At 58.6% G+C, this 18802-nt stretch carries 14 protein-coding genes; 4 read left to right on the top strand and 10 right to left on the bottom strand.

Going from position 1 to position 18802, the window contains the following annotated elements; all coding sequences use genetic code 11:
• Positions 1-72 precede the first annotated feature (72 nt).
• Together BOH68_RS06360 and BOH68_RS06355 are read right to left on the bottom strand one after the other, a co-directional pair.
• Entirely contained in the window at positions 73-1032 is a 960-nt protein-coding gene (locus BOH68_RS06360) for an NAD(P)-dependent oxidoreductase (RefSeq protein ID WP_077373015.1), read from the bottom strand.
• Between the two features lie 314 nt (positions 1033-1346).
• Complete coding sequence (locus BOH68_RS06355; RefSeq protein ID WP_456821156.1) at positions 1347-2225, bottom strand: LysR substrate-binding domain-containing protein; 879 nt, start codon at positions 2223-2225, stop codon at positions 1347-1349.
• 547 nt (positions 2226-2772) lie between these two features.
• Here BOH68_RS06355 and BOH68_RS06350 point away from each other — a divergent pair.
• The 4 genes from BOH68_RS06350 (at position 2773) to BOH68_RS06335 (ending at position 9018) form a co-directional block, all read left to right on the top strand.
• A complete protein-coding gene (locus tag BOH68_RS06350; protein ID WP_077373009.1) occupies positions 2773-4383 on the top strand; it encodes a BCCT family transporter in 1611 nt (536 codons plus the stop codon).
• A 314-nt stretch (positions 4384-4697) separates the two neighbouring features.
• Positions 4698-6320, top strand: a complete 1623-nt coding sequence (locus tag BOH68_RS06345) for a BCCT family transporter (protein WP_077373005.1) — start codon at positions 4698-4700, stop codon at positions 6318-6320.
• 825 nt (positions 6321-7145) lie between these two features.
• Positions 7146-8849 carry a sodium:solute symporter family protein gene (locus tag BOH68_RS06340; protein ID WP_077373002.1) on the top strand — a complete coding sequence of 568 codons (1704 nt, stop codon included), beginning with the start codon at positions 7146-7148 and terminating at the stop codon, positions 8847-8849.
• Between the two features lie 40 nt (positions 8850-8889).
• On the top strand, positions 8890-9018 hold the full coding sequence (locus tag BOH68_RS06335) for a putative transporter small subunit (protein WP_215824257.1): 129 nt from the start codon (positions 8890-8892) through the stop codon (positions 9016-9018).
• Positions 9019-9137: 119 nt separating this feature from the next.
• On the opposite strand, the gene iolG is transcribed toward BOH68_RS06335, so the two are convergent.
• From iolG to BOH68_RS06295, 8 genes are all read right to left on the bottom strand, one after another.
• Positions 9138-10133 (bottom strand): inositol 2-dehydrogenase, encoded by a 996-nt coding sequence (iolG, locus tag BOH68_RS06330; protein WP_077372999.1) that lies wholly within the window; start codon positions 10131-10133, stop codon positions 9138-9140.
• A 154-nt stretch (positions 10134-10287) separates the two neighbouring features.
• Positions 10288-10674 carry a VOC family protein gene (locus BOH68_RS06325; protein WP_077372996.1) on the bottom strand — a complete coding sequence of 129 codons (387 nt, stop codon included), beginning with the start codon at positions 10672-10674 and terminating at the stop codon, positions 10288-10290.
• A 160-nt stretch (positions 10675-10834) separates the two neighbouring features.
• The gene (locus tag BOH68_RS06320; RefSeq protein WP_077372993.1) at positions 10835-12334 is read right to left on the bottom strand and encodes a sugar porter family MFS transporter; all 1500 of its coding nucleotides are present in this window, start codon (positions 12332-12334) and stop codon (positions 10835-10837) included.
• Between the two features lie 164 nt (positions 12335-12498).
• Positions 12499-13455, bottom strand: coding sequence for a sugar phosphate isomerase/epimerase (locus BOH68_RS06315; RefSeq protein ID WP_258038180.1), 957 nt, complete (start codon positions 13453-13455; stop codon positions 12499-12501).
• A gap of 92 nt (positions 13456-13547) precedes the next feature.
• A complete protein-coding gene (locus tag BOH68_RS06310) occupies positions 13548-14750 on the bottom strand; it encodes a Gfo/Idh/MocA family protein (protein ID WP_077372990.1) in 1203 nt (400 codons plus the stop codon).
• A gap of 139 nt (positions 14751-14889) precedes the next feature.
• Complete coding sequence (gene iolD / locus BOH68_RS06305) at positions 14890-16941, bottom strand: 3D-(3,5/4)-trihydroxycyclohexane-1,2-dione acylhydrolase (decyclizing) (RefSeq protein ID WP_308457322.1); 2052 nt, start codon at positions 16939-16941, stop codon at positions 14890-14892.
• Between the two features lie 218 nt (positions 16942-17159).
• The gene (locus tag BOH68_RS06300; protein WP_077372984.1) at positions 17160-17924 is read right to left on the bottom strand and encodes an SDR family NAD(P)-dependent oxidoreductase; all 765 of its coding nucleotides are present in this window, start codon (positions 17922-17924) and stop codon (positions 17160-17162) included.
• A 62-nt stretch (positions 17925-17986) separates the two neighbouring features.
• Entirely contained in the window at positions 17987-18769 is a 783-nt protein-coding gene (locus tag BOH68_RS06295; RefSeq protein WP_077372981.1) for an HpcH/HpaI aldolase family protein, read from the bottom strand.
• Positions 18770-18802: the final 33 nt, after the last annotated feature.

The raw sequence follows: 18802 nt of genomic DNA, 5'->3' as shown, positions 1-18802 counted from the left end.
CCCTGAGGGTGAGTCTCAAACGCAAATGCCCCGGAGGCCATTCTCACGGCACCCCGGGGCAGTCTTCACGGCTCAGCTGCGGCCGGTAACGCCGACCTCGTAGCCGACTTCTTCCGGCTCGTCATCGGTCAACTCTGCCGGGAAGCCGGTGCCGAGCACACGGACATCGGCGGCTTCCTCGAGACGACGGATGATGTTGGAGGACCACTCACGCGGGCCGAAGCGTTCCTGACCATCGCGGAAGATGTCCATCAGCATCGGGGAGATTTCCAGCGGCACGTCCAGGTTCCTGGCCAGGGTATCGAACAGGCCGACATCCTTGAGCACCAGATCCATGGTGAAGCTGATGTTGCGGCTTCCGTTCAGGATGACCTGGGACTCGGTCTCGTGGACAAAGGAGTTGCCCGAGGAAATCTTGATCGCCTCGTAGGTGGTATTCATGTCCATGCCGGCCTTCTTGCAGACGGTCAGGGCTTCGGCGACGGCGCACAGGTTGGCGGTGGCCAGATAGTTGGTCATCACCTTGAGCACGGAGGCGGTGCCCAGCTCCCCGGTGTGCAGGACACGGCGACCCAGGTTGGTCAGCACCGGTAGCACCTGCTCGAAGGATTCGCGGTCACCGCCAATGAAGATGGAGATGTTGCCAGTGGCAGCACGGTGGCAGCCGCCAGAGACCGGGGCTTCCAGTGCCTTGGCACCGGTGGCCAGCACCTTGTCGGCGATGCGACGCAGTTCGCCGTCATCGGTAGTACTCATCTCGAGCCAGATCTTGCCTTCGCACAGACCGGCAATGATGCCGTCATCGCTTTCCATCACGGCGCTGCAGGCAGCCGGAGATGGCAGGCAGGTGATGACCATGTCGTTGGCTTCGGCGAGTTCCTTGGAAGAATCCGCCCACTTGGCACCCTGCGCGAGGAAAGGCTTGGCGACTTCCGGGTCAAGGTCACGCACGGTGACGTCATGCCCATTGCGCAGCAGGCTGCCTGCCAGCTTGCCACCCACGTTACCGAGACCGATGAATCCGACTTTCATGTGCTGTCCTCTCTGCTGTCTGCCTGCTGGCTATCCGGTGTACTGCACAGGGCCGCTTGGGACGGAGTGGAATCCTGTCCGGCGCGGCCCATGTCATCTTGAGGCTCACCCTACTGGCCGACCTGTCTGCCAACAATTCATAAGAATTTGGCGATTGGTAACAATTTTTGTGAGTCCCCTCAGCCCCCGCGCCACCGAACGAACAGCAAACAGCGGACAGCGATCAACCGGTAGATGCCAGATACCCAGAACTCAGAAACAAAAAACGCCACCCGAAGGTGGCGTTGTCACGTAACCGCTCTCGCTCTGGCGGATCAGCCAGGCACGCTGCGACTCTGTGCCTCAAGCCAGCCAAGGAGGGTCGCGACGCGCGGGTCCCGCTCCAGCTCGCGATAACAGACGGCGCCCCATTCACCGCGCCCGGTCGTCACCTGTCCGGTCGGGTTGATGAGTCGACCGCTCGCTAGGTCATCGTCGGCAAAGGGCCCGTTGACCAATGCGACGCCCTCCCCACGCGCCGCCATCTCCAGGGCGACGGCCAGGGTGTCGACCACGATGCAGTTGCGGGTGGGACAAGGGCCTAGCGACAATGCCTCGAAGTAACTCTCCCAATTCCAGCCCTCGGTGTAGACCCCAATCAACGGCAGCGTCTTCAAGGCATCCGCGGGGAGCGGGCGTGCATCGTCGCCCAGCAGCTGAGGGCTGCATACCGGAAAGAGGCGCGACTCGAACAACGGCCGCCAGTGCAGATGCTCCGCCAGCGGCGCATCGCGGAAGACGATACCAACATCGGCATTGGCCTCATCGAACTCCCAGCCGAGACTGCACGTCATCAGCTTGAGCTCGACTTCAGGATGCATGGCCTGGAAATGCGACAAGCGAGGGGCCAACCAGCGAATCGAGGTCGTCACATAGACCTGAATCGTCAGCGGCTGGGCATGCTGCATCTGGCGCAGCGACTCGGCGCCTTGCACCAGACCCGCCAGCGCTTCACGCACGACCGGATAGAAACGCTCGCCAGCCGCCGTCAGCACCACGTGACGGCCTTCACGGGCAAACAGCTTCACCTCAAGACTCTCTTCGAGGCGCTGAATCTGATTGGCAATGGCCGGATGCGTCAGGTTCAGCTCCTCGGCAGCCGCGCGCAGACTCAGCAGACGCGCAGCCGCTTCAAACCCTTTCAGCGAACTCAAGGGCGGTAGTTTCTGCAGTGGCAGAGGGGTTGGCATAGACGACACTCACGAAAGGCAGGCGATGGGGAAGCAGGAGGCATTCTCGGGGCCGACAAGCGCCGTTCACTTCGCTCTCACTCCCCACCGCAAAGACAATGACAAAGACGGGTGACTGTCACTGACAGCCACCCGCGCAATTGATTTCGATGATACCAAAGCCAGCGGGGCGCGTAAGGCTCATGACATTTCATGGGTATTGCCGCTTATGCGGCAAGATTTACTATCCCGATTACGACCTCCACATCTCGTATTGCGACAGGATGCAAGATTTCTCGCCACGGCTTGCCATAGGCTGCAGGCACTCACGCCACATGCTCAATCAGCTGATGACCTGCGTCCCCCTGAGCCAGGGTCATCACAAACATGGCGGCATGACAGGAAACATACGTTCGATTTATGGCATGCCATCTGGAGAGACCTCTCCCTACCCCGCAACCGCATTGGCGCGACATTCATCCCTGATGCGAATCCCCACAGGACACCTCATAACAAGATCAAGGAGTGACCCATGTCTGGAGCTTCCATTCGGCCAATGGTCTTCTGGCCGCCCTTCATTCTGCTGTTCGCCTCCGTATTGGCGAGCTTTATCAATCTTGATGGCTTTCTGGCCGTCACCACCCATCTCAACAATCTCGTGCTGGCCCAGTTCGGCTGGCTGTTCTCCATCACGGCGCTGAGCATGGTGGTCGCCTGTCTAATCGCCTACCTCTCGCCACTCGGCCGCACACGAATCGGCGGCGAGAATGCCACACGGATCCTGTCCCCGTGGCGCTGGTTCTCCATCACGCTCTGTACCACCCTGGCCGTCGGCATCATGTTCTGGTCAACGGCAGAACCGCTCTACCACCTGCACTCGCCTCCCACCTCGCTGGACATCACTCCCAATACCCCGGAAGCCGCACGCTTCGCGCTCTCCACCATGTTCCTGCACTGGTCGTTCACGCCTTATGCGATCTATACCGTCCCGGCACTGATCTTCGCGCTGATGCACTACAACCTCGGCAAACCCTTCTCGCTGGGTACGTTGTTCGTGCCGCTGCTGGGGGACCGCCTGATCGGTCGCAAGGGACGTGCGCTCGATGCACTCGCGCTCTTCGCCCTGGTCTGTGGCATGGCGTCGTCCCTCGGCACAGGGGCCATGACACTGGCAGGCGGTATCGACCGCTTCCTCGGCACTGGCTCGGGCCCGCTGATGCTGGGCATCGTCACCCTCGCGATCGTGCTGTGTTTCACCGCTTCGGCGGCCAGTGGTCTGCAAAAAGGCATCGCACGCCTGTCCGCCATCAACGCCAAGGCCTTCTTCGCCTTTCTCATCTTCGTGTTCGCCTTCGGTCCGACGCTGACCATCCTGGGCTACGGCACGGAAGCGGCTGGCGAATACTTCACCAACTTCATGAGCAAGAATCTGTTCACCGGGGCCTTCGACAATGACCCCTGGCCACAGAGCTGGACCATCTTCTACTGGGCCAACTGGATGGCATGGGCACCGATTTCGGCTCTGTTCCTGGGCAAGATCTCACGGGGGTATACCGTGCGGCAGTTCATGCTGATCAACATGGTGGCGCCCTCGCTCTTCTCGATCATCTATGTCGCGGTGTTCAGCAGCACGACATTGAAGCTCGACATGGATACCGCCGGGGCACTCAACACCATCCTCAGCGAGGCCGGGGCTGGCTCGGTGATCTACGCACTATTCGATGAGTTACCGATGAGCTCTCTGGTGGGGGGGATCTTCCTGGTCATCGCCTTCCTGTCCTTCGTGACAGCAGCCGACTCCAATACCGACGCCATCAGCCAACTCTGCAGCTCGGATAGCCAGGAGGCTCTGGCAGGCAACGAAAGCGAAGACCGCAGCAAGGGTCGCCTGATGATGAAGATCACCTGGGGCTCGACCATCGGCGCCGTCGCCTGGATCATGACTTCCTTCGTCGGCATTGACGGCATCAAGATGCTCTCCAACCTCGGCGGGGTACCAGCGCTCTTCATCGTGATCGGCGCCACGGCATCTCTGATACGTCTGGTCTCGATTGGCACGGCCAAGATCGGCCTCGAGCACACTCCATCACGCAGTTATTCAGCAGAAGCCCATCAGCGTTGGCAATCTTCCCAGTCCAACTGAGTCAGCTCGAGATGGCGTGATACTTAAGTCCTCAAGGAGAAACCATGACACCCCCGGGCCGAGAGGCGACGGGGGTGTCGTGGTTTTCTCTTGAGTGTCATGGCCCGCACTGTGTCGTGGTCCATGCAGCCTGCGTGACAGCTAGGGTGCGTTAGCCACTGACGCAATTTCCGGACGGAACTTTCTGGAAATCCCGCCAGCGCATTACATGAACGCGCGCGTATATACGCCGTTGATGAACGAATCTCAACGCTGACAAAACAGAATTTTATGGGTTAGGATCCGCACCCTCACAAGAAATTATAGGAATACGTATGTTTGGCTCTTCCATCCGCCCCATGGTCTTCTGGCCACCGTTCATCCTGTTGATGGTCGCGGTGGCAGCAAGCCTCATCAATCTCGAAGGATTTCTCGCCACCACGACAGCCTTGAATGACTGGGTACTCAACAAGTTCGGTTGGCTGTTCTCGATTACGGCATTGGCGATGGTGGTGACATGCTTGATCACTTACTTGTCACCACTGGGCCGCACGCGGATCGGGGGGGAAAATGCCACGCGGATTCTGACACCCTGGCGCTGGTTTTCCATCACGTTATGTACCACCCTGGCCGTCGGCATCATGTTCTGGTCAACCGCGGAACCGCTCTATCACCTGCATACTCCGCCAGGTTCACTCGATGTGGTTGCCAATACACCTGAGGCTGCCAGATTCGCGCTCTCGACCATGTTTCTTCACTGGTCATTCACGCCCTATGCGATCTATACCGTCCCGGCATTGCTGTTCGCTCTGATGCATTACAACCTTGGTAAACCGTTCTCGCTCGGCACGCTCTTCGTGCCGCTGTTAGGTGATCGCCTGATCGGTCGCAAGGGCCGCGCGCTGGATGCACTGGCGTTGTTCGCACTGGTCTGCGGCATGGCATCGTCATTAGGTACGGGCGCCATGACACTGGCCGGCGGGCTGGACCGCTTCTTGGGGACCGGCACCGGCCCGCTGATGCTGGCACTGGTGACTCTCGCCATCGTGGCCTGCTTTACCGCCTCCGCGGCCAGTGGTCTGCAAAAAGGCATTGCGCGTCTGTCCGCCATCAACGCCAAGGCCTTCTTCGTCTTCATGGCCTTCGTCTTCCTGTGCGGCCCGACCCAGACCATTCTTGGCTATGGCACCGAAGCTGCGGGTGAGTATTTCAACAACTTCATGCAAAAGAGCCTGTTCACCGGGGCCTTCGATGACGATCCGTGGCCGAAAAGCTGGAGTATCTTCTACTGGGCCAACTGGATGGCATGGGCACCAATTTCCGCCCTGTTCCTGGGCAAGATTTCCCGTGGCTATACTGTCCGACAGTTCATGCTGATCAACCTGGTCGCACCGGCTCTGTTCTCGATTACCTACGTGAGTGTCTTCGCAAGCTCCACTATCCAGTTCGACATGCAAAGTGGCGGTGCGCTTTACCAACTGCTGAATGAGTTCGGTGCGGGCTCCGTCATCTATGCCCTGTTTGACGAACTGCCGATGAGCACTCTGGTCAGTGCGGTGTTCCTGATCATCGCCTTCCTGTCCTTCGTGACGGCAGCCGACTCCAATACCGAAGCGATCAGCCAGCTGTGCAGTACCGACAGCCAGGCCGCCATGGCCGGTGACAGTGATGAAAACACCAAGGATCGTCTACTCATGAAGATCATCTGGGGCTGCACCATCGGCGCCGTCGCCTGGATCATGACGGCCTTCGTGGGCATTGACGGCATCAAGATGCTCTCCAACCTCGGGGGTGTCCCGGCGCTGTTCATCGTGATTGTCGCGACAGCCTCCCTGCTGCGTCTAGTGTCGATCGGTACCGCCAAGATCGGTCTCGAGCACACGCCGTCACGTAGCTATTCTCCAGAGGCGCACCTCCGCTGGGAGAGCACTCGCAAGTCGGCAGAAAGCTCTCGGTAAGCATTGCCCTGTCCTGAGCATGCCTGCCTTGGGCATGTTTATAACGCCCTGTCTCCGGATAGGGCGTTTTACTGTGGGTAGAACGTGGCGAAGACTCGCTCTCCCATGAGCCAATGTCCTCTTCCAAGCCGAGTTAGTTGTTGTCTGAGACATTGAGCAAGTATCTTGCTGAAGTACTGGAAAAGTAATACGCATCGGAATGACAACATTTCATTCAACTTGCTGACGCAATCCATAAGTGCTAATAAACAATAAAATATAATACCGAATGAGCTTATTTATATAATAATTCACGTCTTCCACGATACTCTGCCACGTGTTATTCAACTGGATGTCGCCGCCCCTTTCTCTTCCAACCACCGTTGACGTGAATGAAAGGCAAGCTTCTCCTCCAAGGGTGTGGACATTGACATGCGCATAATTTATCGTTGCGAGAGAATTTGATAACAAGACAATATAAAAACACTGTTTTGCCAAGCTTGGGGCTGACCAGCAACTCATATCAGTGCCCTTGCAAGGCTTGACCAATAACAAGGACGCGTATGCGACATCATTATTCCGATGAAGGCAGATGCATGCCACGCCGCCCTCCCCCAAACTCCCGTCTGACCGGGAAGTGCCACCAACTCCGTCTTCATTGACCGAGATTGCCGATTATTGATGATGCGGCCCACGTGCTGCGCTGGATGCCATTTGCTTGAGCAAATGACGCAGAACTACGTCCACGGCTAAGAACCTTCCCCTCCTACTCGTCGCTATCGACAACCGTTTGCCCTCGGGCAACTGCGTTGCGTAGCGCCCTGTTCCCCTACCGAGGGCCAGTTCTTGAACAACGAATCGCTATATCAATTCTCTACCCTGACTGTCGTACTGCTGCTGCTTGCCTTCTATGGCGGCACCTATCTGATGACGCTGGGGATCCGCAAGAAAAATGAAGATGCCGATGCCTTCATGGTCTCCAACCATCGCGTTGGCTTCGGCATGGGCGCTGCCAGCATGACGGCCACCTGGATCTGGGCGGCCTCCTTCTATGCCGCTGCCACCTCCGGCTATACCTATGGTGTGTCAGGCCCGATCCACTACGGCCTATGGGGCGCCCTGATGATCCTGTTCATCTATCCCTTCGGCCGCCGCTTCCGCAAGCTCGCACCCAATGCGCATACGCTTGGCGAGCTGATCCACGCGCGTCATGGCTCCTCCAGTCAGCTGATTCTGGCGCTCTCGAACCTGCTGGGTAGCGTGATCAGTCTGATGGTCAACTTCACCGCCGCTGGGGCGCTCGTGTCCGTACTCTCACCGCTCTCCTTCCAAGCAGGCGTGATCATGGCGGGCGTGGGGGTACTGTTCTATACCCTGTGGTCGGGCTTCCGGGCCTCGGTGCTGACCGATTTCGCGCAACTGGTTGCCCTGATGGCGATCGCCATCGTGATCATCCCGGCGGTGTTCTTCGCGATGGGTGGCCCGACAGAGCTGGTCGCAGGCCTGGATAACCTGACACCTGAACAGGCCGACTTCTTCTCGACGGATGCCATCCTGAACCAGGGTGCGCCCTTCTTCGTCGCGGTACTGGCCTATGCGATCGGTAACCAGACCATTTCCCAGCGCCTGTTCGCCGTCAACGAAGACCACATCAAGCCGACCTTCCTCACCGCGACGCTGGGCTATGGCGCCATCGTCATCGGCCTGGGCATGATTGGCCTGATGGCACTGACACTCGGGGTGGAGCCGCTCAACGGCGACATGAACAACCTCATCCCTCAGATGGTGTCCGAGTATCTGCCGCCGTTCTTCATCGCGCTGTTCTTCATTCTGGTGATCGGCTCGCTGTCCTCCACCGCGGATTCCGACCTTTCCGCGCTGTCCGCCATTATCATGGCCGATGTCTATGGCAAGAATATCGCCCGCGGCAAGCCAGACCCGAAGCGCATGCTCTTCATCGGCCGCTTGACCATGATCATCGCCACGGTGCTGGGTATCGTCTTCGCCAGCTTCTCACTGGATATCCTGGTGATGCTGGTCTTCGTCGGGGCTCTGTGGGGCGCGATCGTCTTCCCGGTCATCGCCAGCTGCTTCTGGAACCGAGTGACCAATACCGCCTTCACCACGTCGGTCATCGTCGCGATGGTGGTGTTCTGCCTGGCACGCTTTGAACTGGTGCCGCTGACGGGCATGAGCGGCCTGTTCTTCGAGCTGCTCGCCAGCATCGGCGGCGGCGTGATCATCGGCCTGATGGTATTCGGCTTCCTGGGGCGCATCCTCGGCATCCTGGCTGGAATCGCGGCCATGATCGCCATGCTGATCTTCGCGACTGACTTCCTGCGCGACTACACCGTCCTGCTCGCCTCACTGACCGCTTACGGCACCAGCACCTTGGTGTGTGTGGTCATGAGCCTCGCCAGCCGCCAGGAACGCTTCGACTTCGACACCATCACCGCACGTGTCGGCAACTATGACGAAGCACTCGACTCAGGTGGTCGTGATACGACAACACCGATCCAGTCGCAGCCTGCTGCCTCCACCGGCGCATGATTCTGGATAACGTCCGAGACAGAACAGGGAGACAACACACATGACATTGCTATTTGCCACCTACGTACTGGTATGGCCAGTGCTCACCCTGGCGGTATTGATCGTCATCTGCCGCGCGGTCGCACGTGATCGCCGCATCGCACGTGAAGAAAAGCGCGAGCTGGTATAAAACTCTCTGGCGTAATGTGACGCCAGGAAAGCAAAAGCCCGCCTCTGGAATGTCCAGAGGCGGGCTTTTGCATGCTGTGGGTACGGCCTCGCCTGATCGGCCATCAAGGTGCCAAAAGCTCACCGAATCTCACTGAGCAGCACGCGGCGACCCTCGCGCCAGGAAATGAGCGCGGCTTCCGCCAGCTCAAGTGCCGCCAGGCCGTCCTGGGCCCCGGCCAGAGGTGCTCGCTTGTCTAGGCAGGCCGAGACGAAATCGGCGACCTCACGCCCGAATGCTTGAGCATAGCGCTCGAGGAAGAACCATTTGGGTCGTTCATCCATCACGCCCTGCTCACCCGTGAAGCGCAGTCGCGTATCCGTCTCGTTGCGGGCTTCCAGCATGCCCTTGCTGCCGAAGACCTCGATGCGCTGATCATAGCCGTAACAGGCACGACGCGAGTTGCTGATGCTCGCAAGCTTGCCCGAGACACTCTTGAGGCTGATCAGAACACTGTCCAGATCCCCCGCTTCCCCGATGGCCGGATCAATCAGGCAGCTCCCCGTGACCGATATCTCGCTGACTGGCTCTCCCAGCAACCAGGCAGCCATGTCGAGATCATGAATGCTCATGTCGCGGAAGATGCCCCCGGAAGCCGCGATATACTCAGCGGGCGGTGGCTCAGGGTCACGACTGGTGATGGCGATCATTTCCAGCTCACCGACACGTCCCTCGGTCACCGCCTGCTTGAGCGCCGCGAATTGCGGGTCATGACGACGATTGAAGCCCAGCGCGCAGGTCACTGGGTGCTCTGCCAGCACGGCAAGACACTCACGGGTGCGCGCGAGGTCCAGGTCGATCGGCTTCTCGCAGAGAACTGCCTTGCCAGCACGCACGGCACGCTCCAGGAAGTCGGAGTGAGTCGGTGTCGAAGACGCGATCAATATTGCCTCAATCGCATCAGAGGCAAAGACCTCCTCGGCGGACAGTACCGGCACCGAGTATTCACTAGCCAATGCTTCGGCGGCCGGCGCGTAGGCATCACTGATGCAGGCAAGCTGCGCTGTCGGATGCTCGGTAATGGCGCGGGCATGCACACGGCCGATACGACCTGCACCCAGTAGAGCAATCTTCATATCCAGAATCCTTTCATAGCGTTGAGGGTGATAATTTTGAATCGGGGGAGCAAGAACCTGTTCAACTGGCAACGACCATTGGCAACAAGCCAGACTGCTCATCTACTGATGGGGAGCCTCCATGATGAGCGTCTCACGGCGTGGAAGCAGAACGTCAGGGCGTCAGAAATGTCGCCTCATCCCGAATCCCCACCCGGTTACCGTCGGGATCATGCAGATGTATGGTCCTGCCCCATGGTGTCTCTTCAATTTCGGCGTCGATTCCCCAGGCTTTGACATCTGCCAATGCCTGATCGATATCCCTGACATTGAAGCGTAGCTTGGCGCTACCTTGTTCTGGGGTCTTACCGCCTTCAATGGCTTTTCCACCCTTCTCGATCATCAGATAGCCCGCCCCATATGACAGGCAGGTCAGCCTGAAACTGCCATCTTCCTTTCTGAACATCAGCGGCAGTTCGAAAAGACCTTGGTAGAAAGCGACACACTCCTCGAACCGTTCTGTATTCAATATCAGGCCATACCGCGCGACGTTATGGTTCATCCATGTGTCCTCTGGATGTGACTTGGTGTCCTTTGATCATGCCATCGGTATCGGGGCAGAACGATAGTGCCCGGTGCAAGACATGCTCCCGCCAGCACGTGAAGATTGCCAGCGGGAGTAGATAACGACGGCTTGATGAACAGTCCAGAGCGCTCCTGGTTTACTCAGCGGTCAGTGGCAAGCCCTGACGAGCAAGACGACGGCGACGCTTGCTCAAGCGAGTGCCTGTGATGTTCTCGAGCTCCTCCAATGTCTTGCCCTTGGTTTCCGGCACGTAGCGCAGCACGATCATCAAGCTGATGAAGGTCAGGACAGCGTAGAGCCAGAAGCTGAATCCACCACCGACCAGCTCATTGAGGAAGTCGCTCTGGCGCATCATCGGAAAGGTCTGGGTGACGATGAAGCCGAGCAACCACTGTGCGGCGACAGCCAGTGACATCGCGCGTGCGCGAATCGCATTGGGAAATATCTCGGAGACCAGTGTCCAGCAGACACACCCCCAGGAGATGGCAAACGAGACGACATAGACGATCAGGGCGATCAAGGCGCTGATGCCCGGTTCGCCATTGCCGATCACGACGCCGAGGAAGGTCATGCCGACGATGCTGCCCAGACTCCCCGCAATCAACAGCGGACGACGGCCGACCTTGTCGATCAGCAGCATGCCCAGCAGATTACCGGCGACGAAGGTCACCCCCATGATGGAGGTCTGGAACAGAGCATCTTCATTGCTGGAAGTGACAGCGGACAACACATCCGGAGCGTAGTACATCACCACATTGATGCCGGTCAGTTGCTGAGCAGCCGCGATGAAGACTCCGATGGCGACCAGTCCTAGCATCCCCTTGGTACGCAGAGATGCATGGCGCTTGTTCTCGTTGTGCTGGAAGGATTTCTGGATCTCGCCCAGCGTGCGTTCAATGGCTTCACCATGATAGAAACGCGCCAAGACGCGGCGGGCATCGTCCAGGCGCCCTTTCAGCACCAACCAGCGCGGAGATTCGGGAACGAAGGGAATCAGCACGGCGAACAGGAGGGAAATGATTGCTTCAGATCCCAACATCCAGCGCCAACCGTGATTCAGAATCCAGGTTTCCGCCATGCCCTTAGCAATGAAGTAGTTCACGAAGAACACCACCATCTGACCAAAGACCACGGACTGCTGAAACAGGCTGACGGTGCGACCGCGCATATAGCCCGGAGACATCTCAGAGATGTACATCGGTGCCATGACGCTGGCCATCCCGACCGCCAGTCCACCCAGAATGCGCCACCAGATGTAGGCATCAAAGGTGCTCGCCAGACCAGAGCCCAGTGCTGATGCAGTAAACATCAATGCTGACAGCATGAAGACGGCCTTGCGCCCATAGGCAATGGACAACCGTCCGGCGATAAGTGCGCCACCAATACAGCCGATGACGACGGATGAGACTGCCCAGCCCTTCTCGGCGGCAGACAGGTCGAAATATTGCGCGATGGGACCGATGGCCCCAGAGATGACGCCGGTGTCATAACCGAACAGCAGGCCACCGAGGGCGGCCACCAGAATGATCTTGATCAAGAAGACAAGCTGCGCCGGCGTCAGCTTTTCTTGATGACTGGATGAGGCGGGATTGGCTGATTCTGTAGGAGTATCGCTATCGGGGTGCGAAGTGGGCATGACGACCTCTCGTGATCGATTGTTATAGTATTACGAGAACTGCTGAGGCAGATGTGGCTCGAGTGCTCGTGGCATCTGACGCACCACGCTATCGAGACAAGTCATTGCTGTACCTTCCGTGCCCTGCCGTCTTCTGGCGTGATGACGACAGGGCTTCATGCGGATCAGGCTTCCGCCAGGCCCTTTTCAAGAATGCTGCGTTCAATGAATTCACGACTTTCGCGGGCATTTTCCAGCGCGCTGTTGTCCTTGGTCGGGTCCACGTCCTGCTCGACGGTGATCCAGCCTTGATAGCCGATGGATTCCAGGCTCTCGCGGACCGCGTCGAAGTCGACACAGCCCTGGCCCAGCGGGCAGAACACGCCCTGGCCGATGGCGGTATAGAAGTCGATGCCGTCCTTCACCACGCTTTCGAGTACTGGCGCCTGAATATCCTTGAAGTGGATATAGGCGACGCGCTCGCCATAGGTGCGAATCAGCTCGGCCGGATTGATGCCCGCATAGGTGCAGTGCCCGGTATCGATGCACAACTTGACCAGATCAGCATCCAGTTCAGCCATCGCACGGTCCACTTCATCGCGATACTCGATGTAGGTGCCGGCATGCGGATGAAGCACCGGTGTGACCGCATATTCCTGACAGATTTCCGCCACCTGCCGGATAGTGACCATCATCTCGTTCCACTGCGCATCATCGAGCCGGGTCGCGGTTTCCTGCTGACCGGCTTCATCGGTACGTGGCGAGCTGACATGGTCGATGATGACCATGTAGTTGCCCTGCTGAGGCTTGAGTACCTCACAGGTCGCACGGGTGTAATCCAGGATTTCCTGACGACGTGACGCGTCATGCAGATGCTTGAAGATGGTACCGGCGATCAGTTCGAGCCCTCGGCTGTCCAACGCGGACGCCAGTGCTGCCTGCTCGGTCGGCAGGTAATTGAGTGGGCCAAGCTCCGTCGCCTTGAAACCAGCACCGGCGATTTCGTCGAGCACGGTCTGCCAGCTGGGATTGGCGGGGTTGTCGGCAAACTCGATACCCCAGGAACACGGTGCGTTGGAAAGCTTGATGTGCATGATGATGTCCTTCTTCTTGGCGTTGTCGTTGTCTTTCGGGATGACCATCGTCAGTGACGTGGAAACGAGGCCTCACATCGGGTGCCGACCGAGTGGCAGCGGTGGAACCGACATGAGGCGCTCCTGATGTCGCAGTCAGATCAGAACGCGACCCAGCGATTCTCGTTGTCAGAGGATTCCACACAGCACTCCAGCAACCGCACGCCTTCGATGCCTGCATCGATATTGGGGAACCAGAGAGACTCCAGCTCCTGCTCCGACAGGCCAAGGTGTTGAGTGCCTGTGCCGTTACGTCGTGCTTCAGCGCCCTGCATAGCGAGTGCATAACGGTGATAGACATTGGCCCAGGATTCGAAGAAGCCTTCCGCGTGGCCGCCGCCGATGCGATTGCTGTTCACGGCGTTGTCGCCCTCGGCCAGATAGCCCATGCCACGTTCCAGAATCCGTACCGGTTCGCCCTGGACCTCGTAGCGCAGCTGGTTGGGATATTCATCCCACCATTCGATACTGGCCTTCTCTCCCACCACACGAATCTTCTGTTGATGCATGGAGCCCGCATTCACCGCACTAGCCCACAGTGATCCCACCGCGCCGTTCTGGTACTGGAGCAACACCTGGGCGTTGTCTTCCAGCGGCGCCCGCGAGGCCACGAAGCTCTGGCGGTGGCACATCAGGCGTTCGACCTTGAGTCCGGTGATGAATTGGCCGGCATAGAAGATGTGCGTTCCGAGATCCCCCAGCACATAGGTCGGCCCGGAAACGGCAGGACTGGTGCGCCACTTGGCGCCACTGCTGACCTGTTCGACCGGCTGGCTATGGAAGCCATGGGCAAATTGCATGTTGACCATGCGCACCTGCCCCAGCTCACCCGACTGCACCATGGCGCGGGCCTGGTGAAGCATCTGATAGCCGCTGTAGCCATACATGACACCGAAGACCAGACCGCGCGCCTGTGCTTCGGCCTTAAGCTCCTCGGCCTCGGCAACCGTGAAGGTCACCGGCTTTTCGCAGATCACATGCAGACCGGCCTTGAGCGCTGCCAGGCTGATGGCATGGTGGGTGCTGTTGGGCGTGGCGATGCTGACCGCCTGAATGCCGTCCTCGCGAGCAGCTTCGGCCTCGAACAGGCTGGCGTAATCCGGGTAGCAACGCTCTGGATCGAGCCCCAGGTTGGTGCCGAATTCACGCCCGCGTTCCGCGTCGAGATCGAAGGCACCGGCGACCAGCTGGAACAAGTTGTCACGATGGGCAGCAGCACGATGGGCGTGGCCGATTTCACTGCCACGGCCACCACCGACCATGGCCCATCGCAGCGGTGCGATATTGTGTTCTTCATTGAACATCTGGGTTCTCCTGGCAAATGCATGGGTGCTGGTAATTGGCGTTGTCATTGCAGGCGTGTTCATGAATCCCGTTGCGGTGTCCGCCCGGCCCCACGACTCACGCAGAATCAAAGTTCCGCAAAATCAAAGTCCCGCAGAATCAGAGTCCGCGACGCTGATGAACACGGCCGGCATTCATGGCGGCAACCTGCGCTTCATTCACATCCTCGCGGACGACTTCGGGTAGCCCCACATCCCACCAGCAGTCACAGGAAGACCACTTGCTGGAATCGATATCCACCACGATAACGTAGGTCCGCGGGCTCTCCTTGGCGCGCTGGTAGGCGGCCCGGAAATCACTGATGTCACTCAGGTGCTCACCATAGGCACCTTGCGACTGGGCATGCTTGAGGAAGTCGACACGTACCAGCTCATCGGCCTGGCTGCGACAATCGGCCAGCATGTTGTTGAAGGAAGGGTTGCCACTGTTGTTCTGCAGCTTGTTGATGACCGCAAACCCGGCGTTGTCACACACCAGCACGATCATCTTGTGGCCCGTCAGCACCGAGCTGTAGATATCGGAATTCATCATCATGTAGGAGCCATCGCCGACCAGGACCACGACCTCGTTGTCGGGATTGGCGATCTTGGCGCCCCAGCCGCCCGCTACTTCATATCCCATGCAGGAGAAGCCGAACTCGATATCGAACTTGCCGAGCTGCTTGCTCTGCCAGTTCATGTTGAGCTCTGCCGGCAGGCCACCGGCGGCAGTCAGCACGGTATCGCCGGGTTCCTGCACCGCATTGACGCTAGCAATGACCTGGGCGTAGGACGCCATCTCGCCGGGCATGATCTCGCCACGGTTGGCGCACAGGGATTTCCACTCGGCGACCTCCGCCTGGCCCTTTTCCAGCCAGCGCTGATCGGCTCGCCATTCACCCAACCCGGAATCAAGACGCTCCAGAGTGTGGCGAGCATCGCCGATGACCGCCATGGCGCGATGCTTGATGGCATCCATATGCGCCACGTTGACTGACACGATCTTCAGCGCTGGATTACGAAATACCGACCAGGATCCGGTGGTGAAGTCCTGCAAGCGTGTGCCAATGGCCACCAGCACATCACATTGTGCCGCCATGGCATTGGCGGAATTCGAGCCAGTCACACCAATCGGGCCGATATTGCAGGGGTGGGATTGCAGCAGCGAAGAACGGCCCGCAATCGTCTCGACCACCGGAATATTACGACGTTGTGCAAAGTCGGCCAGCAACTGATTTGCTTCGGAATAATGAACGCCACCGCCAGCGATGATCAGCGGCTTCTCGGCCTTTTCCAGCAGGGAAATGGCATGCTGTACAGCACGCGTATCGGCTTCCGGACGACGAATATGATGGATGCATTCTTCGAAGAGTGCCTCTGGATAGTCATAGGCAACGCCTTGGATATCCTGTGGCAATGAAATCATGACCGGCCCGCAATTCGCGGGATCCGTCAGCGTCGCGATCGCTGTCGGCAAGGACTGCATGATCTGTGCGGGATGAGTGATGCGATCCCAATAGCGAGTGACGGGCTTAAAGGCATCATTGACGCTCAGGCCTGGTTGATGGGCATGCTCGACCTGCTGCAGCACCGGGTCTGGCAGGCGTGAGACATGGGCATCGCCGGCGAACATCAGCAACGGAAGGCGATTGGTGTGCGCAATACCCGCAGCCGTGATCATGTTGGTGGCACCCGGCCCGATGGAGGTGCTGGCGATCCCGATGCGCTGGCGCTTGTTGGCCTTGGCGTAGGCAACGGCGGCAACCGCCATGGACTGCTCATTCTGGCCGCGCCAGATCGGGATCGTGTCCTGGATGTTGTGCAGCTGCTGCCCCAGACAGGTCACGTTACCGTGGCCAAAGATGGCGAACCCGCAACCGAACAAGGTCTCGACATTGCCATCGAGTTCAATCTTCTGCGCCGCCAGGTATCTGGCGATGGCCTCGGAGACGGTCAATTTTATCGTTTTCATTCCTCTCTCCCGACGAGCATATGGCGTTGTTTTATTGTGTGCATTCAGGTCGAAAAATCCGCACCTGAAGCTCAGTGATGATGACGTAGGAAAATGATGGTCAGCGCTGAATTCTTCGCCGTTTGAAAAGACACTAGCAGCGCCTGAAAACGTTTTCATCTTCATTTTCAAAAAAAGTGCTTTCCTTGGATTAAAGTTCAATAAGGATGTCTTGGCATGATTGAAGCAGCCTATAAAACTGTCGCTTCGATCACCCTTATCCTATTGATCATCCCAAGGAGCACTCGATATCACTCTGGCGAAAGCCGCCATCTCATTGCCAGTGGCGCTGGCACGAAAAGCGCTTCATGTGGAGTGATGCATGTAAAACGCAGCCTCCCAAAACGCTCTGCGAAAACGCCATGACCACTTCAGCATGGCTAGACGAGGCCACCATCCACGATATAGGTCTGGGCCGTCATCATGCGACTGTCATCCGCTGCCAGGAACAACACCATCCGAGCCACATCCTCGGGCTGTACCCGCTGGTGCAGGCTCTGATTTTCCAATACCTGCTTCTCCAGCTCGGGATTCCACCACAGCGCCTTCTGACGCTCGGTAATGATCCACCCCGGCAGCACGGTATTGACGCGAATTCCCGCATCTCCCATGTCACGCGACAAGGTGCGCGTCAGACCGATGGTGGCCGCCTTCGCGCTCGAATAGGCCGAGATGTCCCGCGAGCGACGCAGGAAGCTGGGCGAGCTGAAATTGATGATCGACCCGCCGCCCGCCGCCTGCATCCCGGCAAAGACTGCCTGACAGGCAAACACCACATGGCGAAGATTGGTGGCCTGAAGGTCATCCCATGTCTCGACATCCAGCTCCGTGAGCGGTACCCGGGTATCACGCGCGGCATTGTTGACCAGGGCCCCCATCGGCCCCCACTCATTTGCTGCAGCCTCGATGACCGTGCGCAGCTGCTGGATATCAGTCACATCGCAATGGCGGTAATGAACCTCTCCTCCCTGATCGGTCAGACGCGCCGCCAGGGCCTCGCCAGAGGCATCATCGATATCGATGAAACTCACTCGCGCCTGCTGCTCACAGAAATGCTCTACCAAGGTCGCGCCGATGCCGCTGGCACCGCCACTGATGAAGACATGCCGGCCTTCCAGGCTGGGATAACGTGCGAACTGATTCATTTTGCCTCTCCTCTGATAGCGTATCGCTGGCTCATGCGAACGACTGCCACGGCCAGGTGCATTCAATAGCCTTCACAATGATTCGCGCTGCGCTCCATGTCCTTCAGTACTGCCTGTGCCCCTGCCATCAACAGACGTGTATCGGCTCCGACCGTGACCAGATCACAGCCACGCGCCAACATCCGTCGCGCATGCGCGGCACTGCCGTTGTGAATACCGATGACGCTGCCGTGCTGCCGAGCCCGTGCGACAATCTCGTCGATCAAGATATCCATGGGGCCATCACCGTGATCGAACCCCGGTGTGTGCCCATGTGACAACGCCAGATCCGCAGGGCCGATATAGATGCCATCCAGCCCCTCCACGGCCAGTATCTCTTCCAGGTTCGCCACGCCTTCGCGGGTCTCGATCATGCCCAGCACCAGCATCTCGTCGTTGGCATGATGGGCATAATCCGCACCGCCATACAGCATGGCGCGATGAGGGCCGAAGCTGCGCATTCCCAGCGGGGGATAACGACAGGCAGCCACCAGTGCCCGGGCGTCTTCCGCGTTGTTGATCAAGGGAGCAATCACTCCATAGGCACCGGCATCCAGCACCTTCATGATCAAACCGGGTTCCAGGCTCGGCACCCGCACCAGCGGAACGGTGTCAGTGGTGGAGATGGCCGTCAGCATCGGCAGCAGATCGCTGTAATCGATCACTCCGTGCTGCAGGTCGATGGTCAGGCTGTCCCAGCCCTGATGGGCCATGATCTCTGCCGAGAAGGCACACGGCATGGAGAGCCAGCCATTCACCACGCCCTCCTTTTGGGCAATGCGTTGCTTAAGACGATTGAGGCGCATGGGATCTCCCTCTGAAGTTCATCAATGGTGGCA

The sequence above is a fragment of the Cobetia sp. MM1IDA2H-1 genome, assembly GCF_002916775.2.
Classification (GTDB): domain Bacteria; phylum Pseudomonadota; class Gammaproteobacteria; order Pseudomonadales; family Halomonadaceae; genus Cobetia; species Cobetia marina.
Note: the sequence above shows the minus strand (reverse complement) of the source record. Positions and strands in the feature narration are given on the sequence as shown.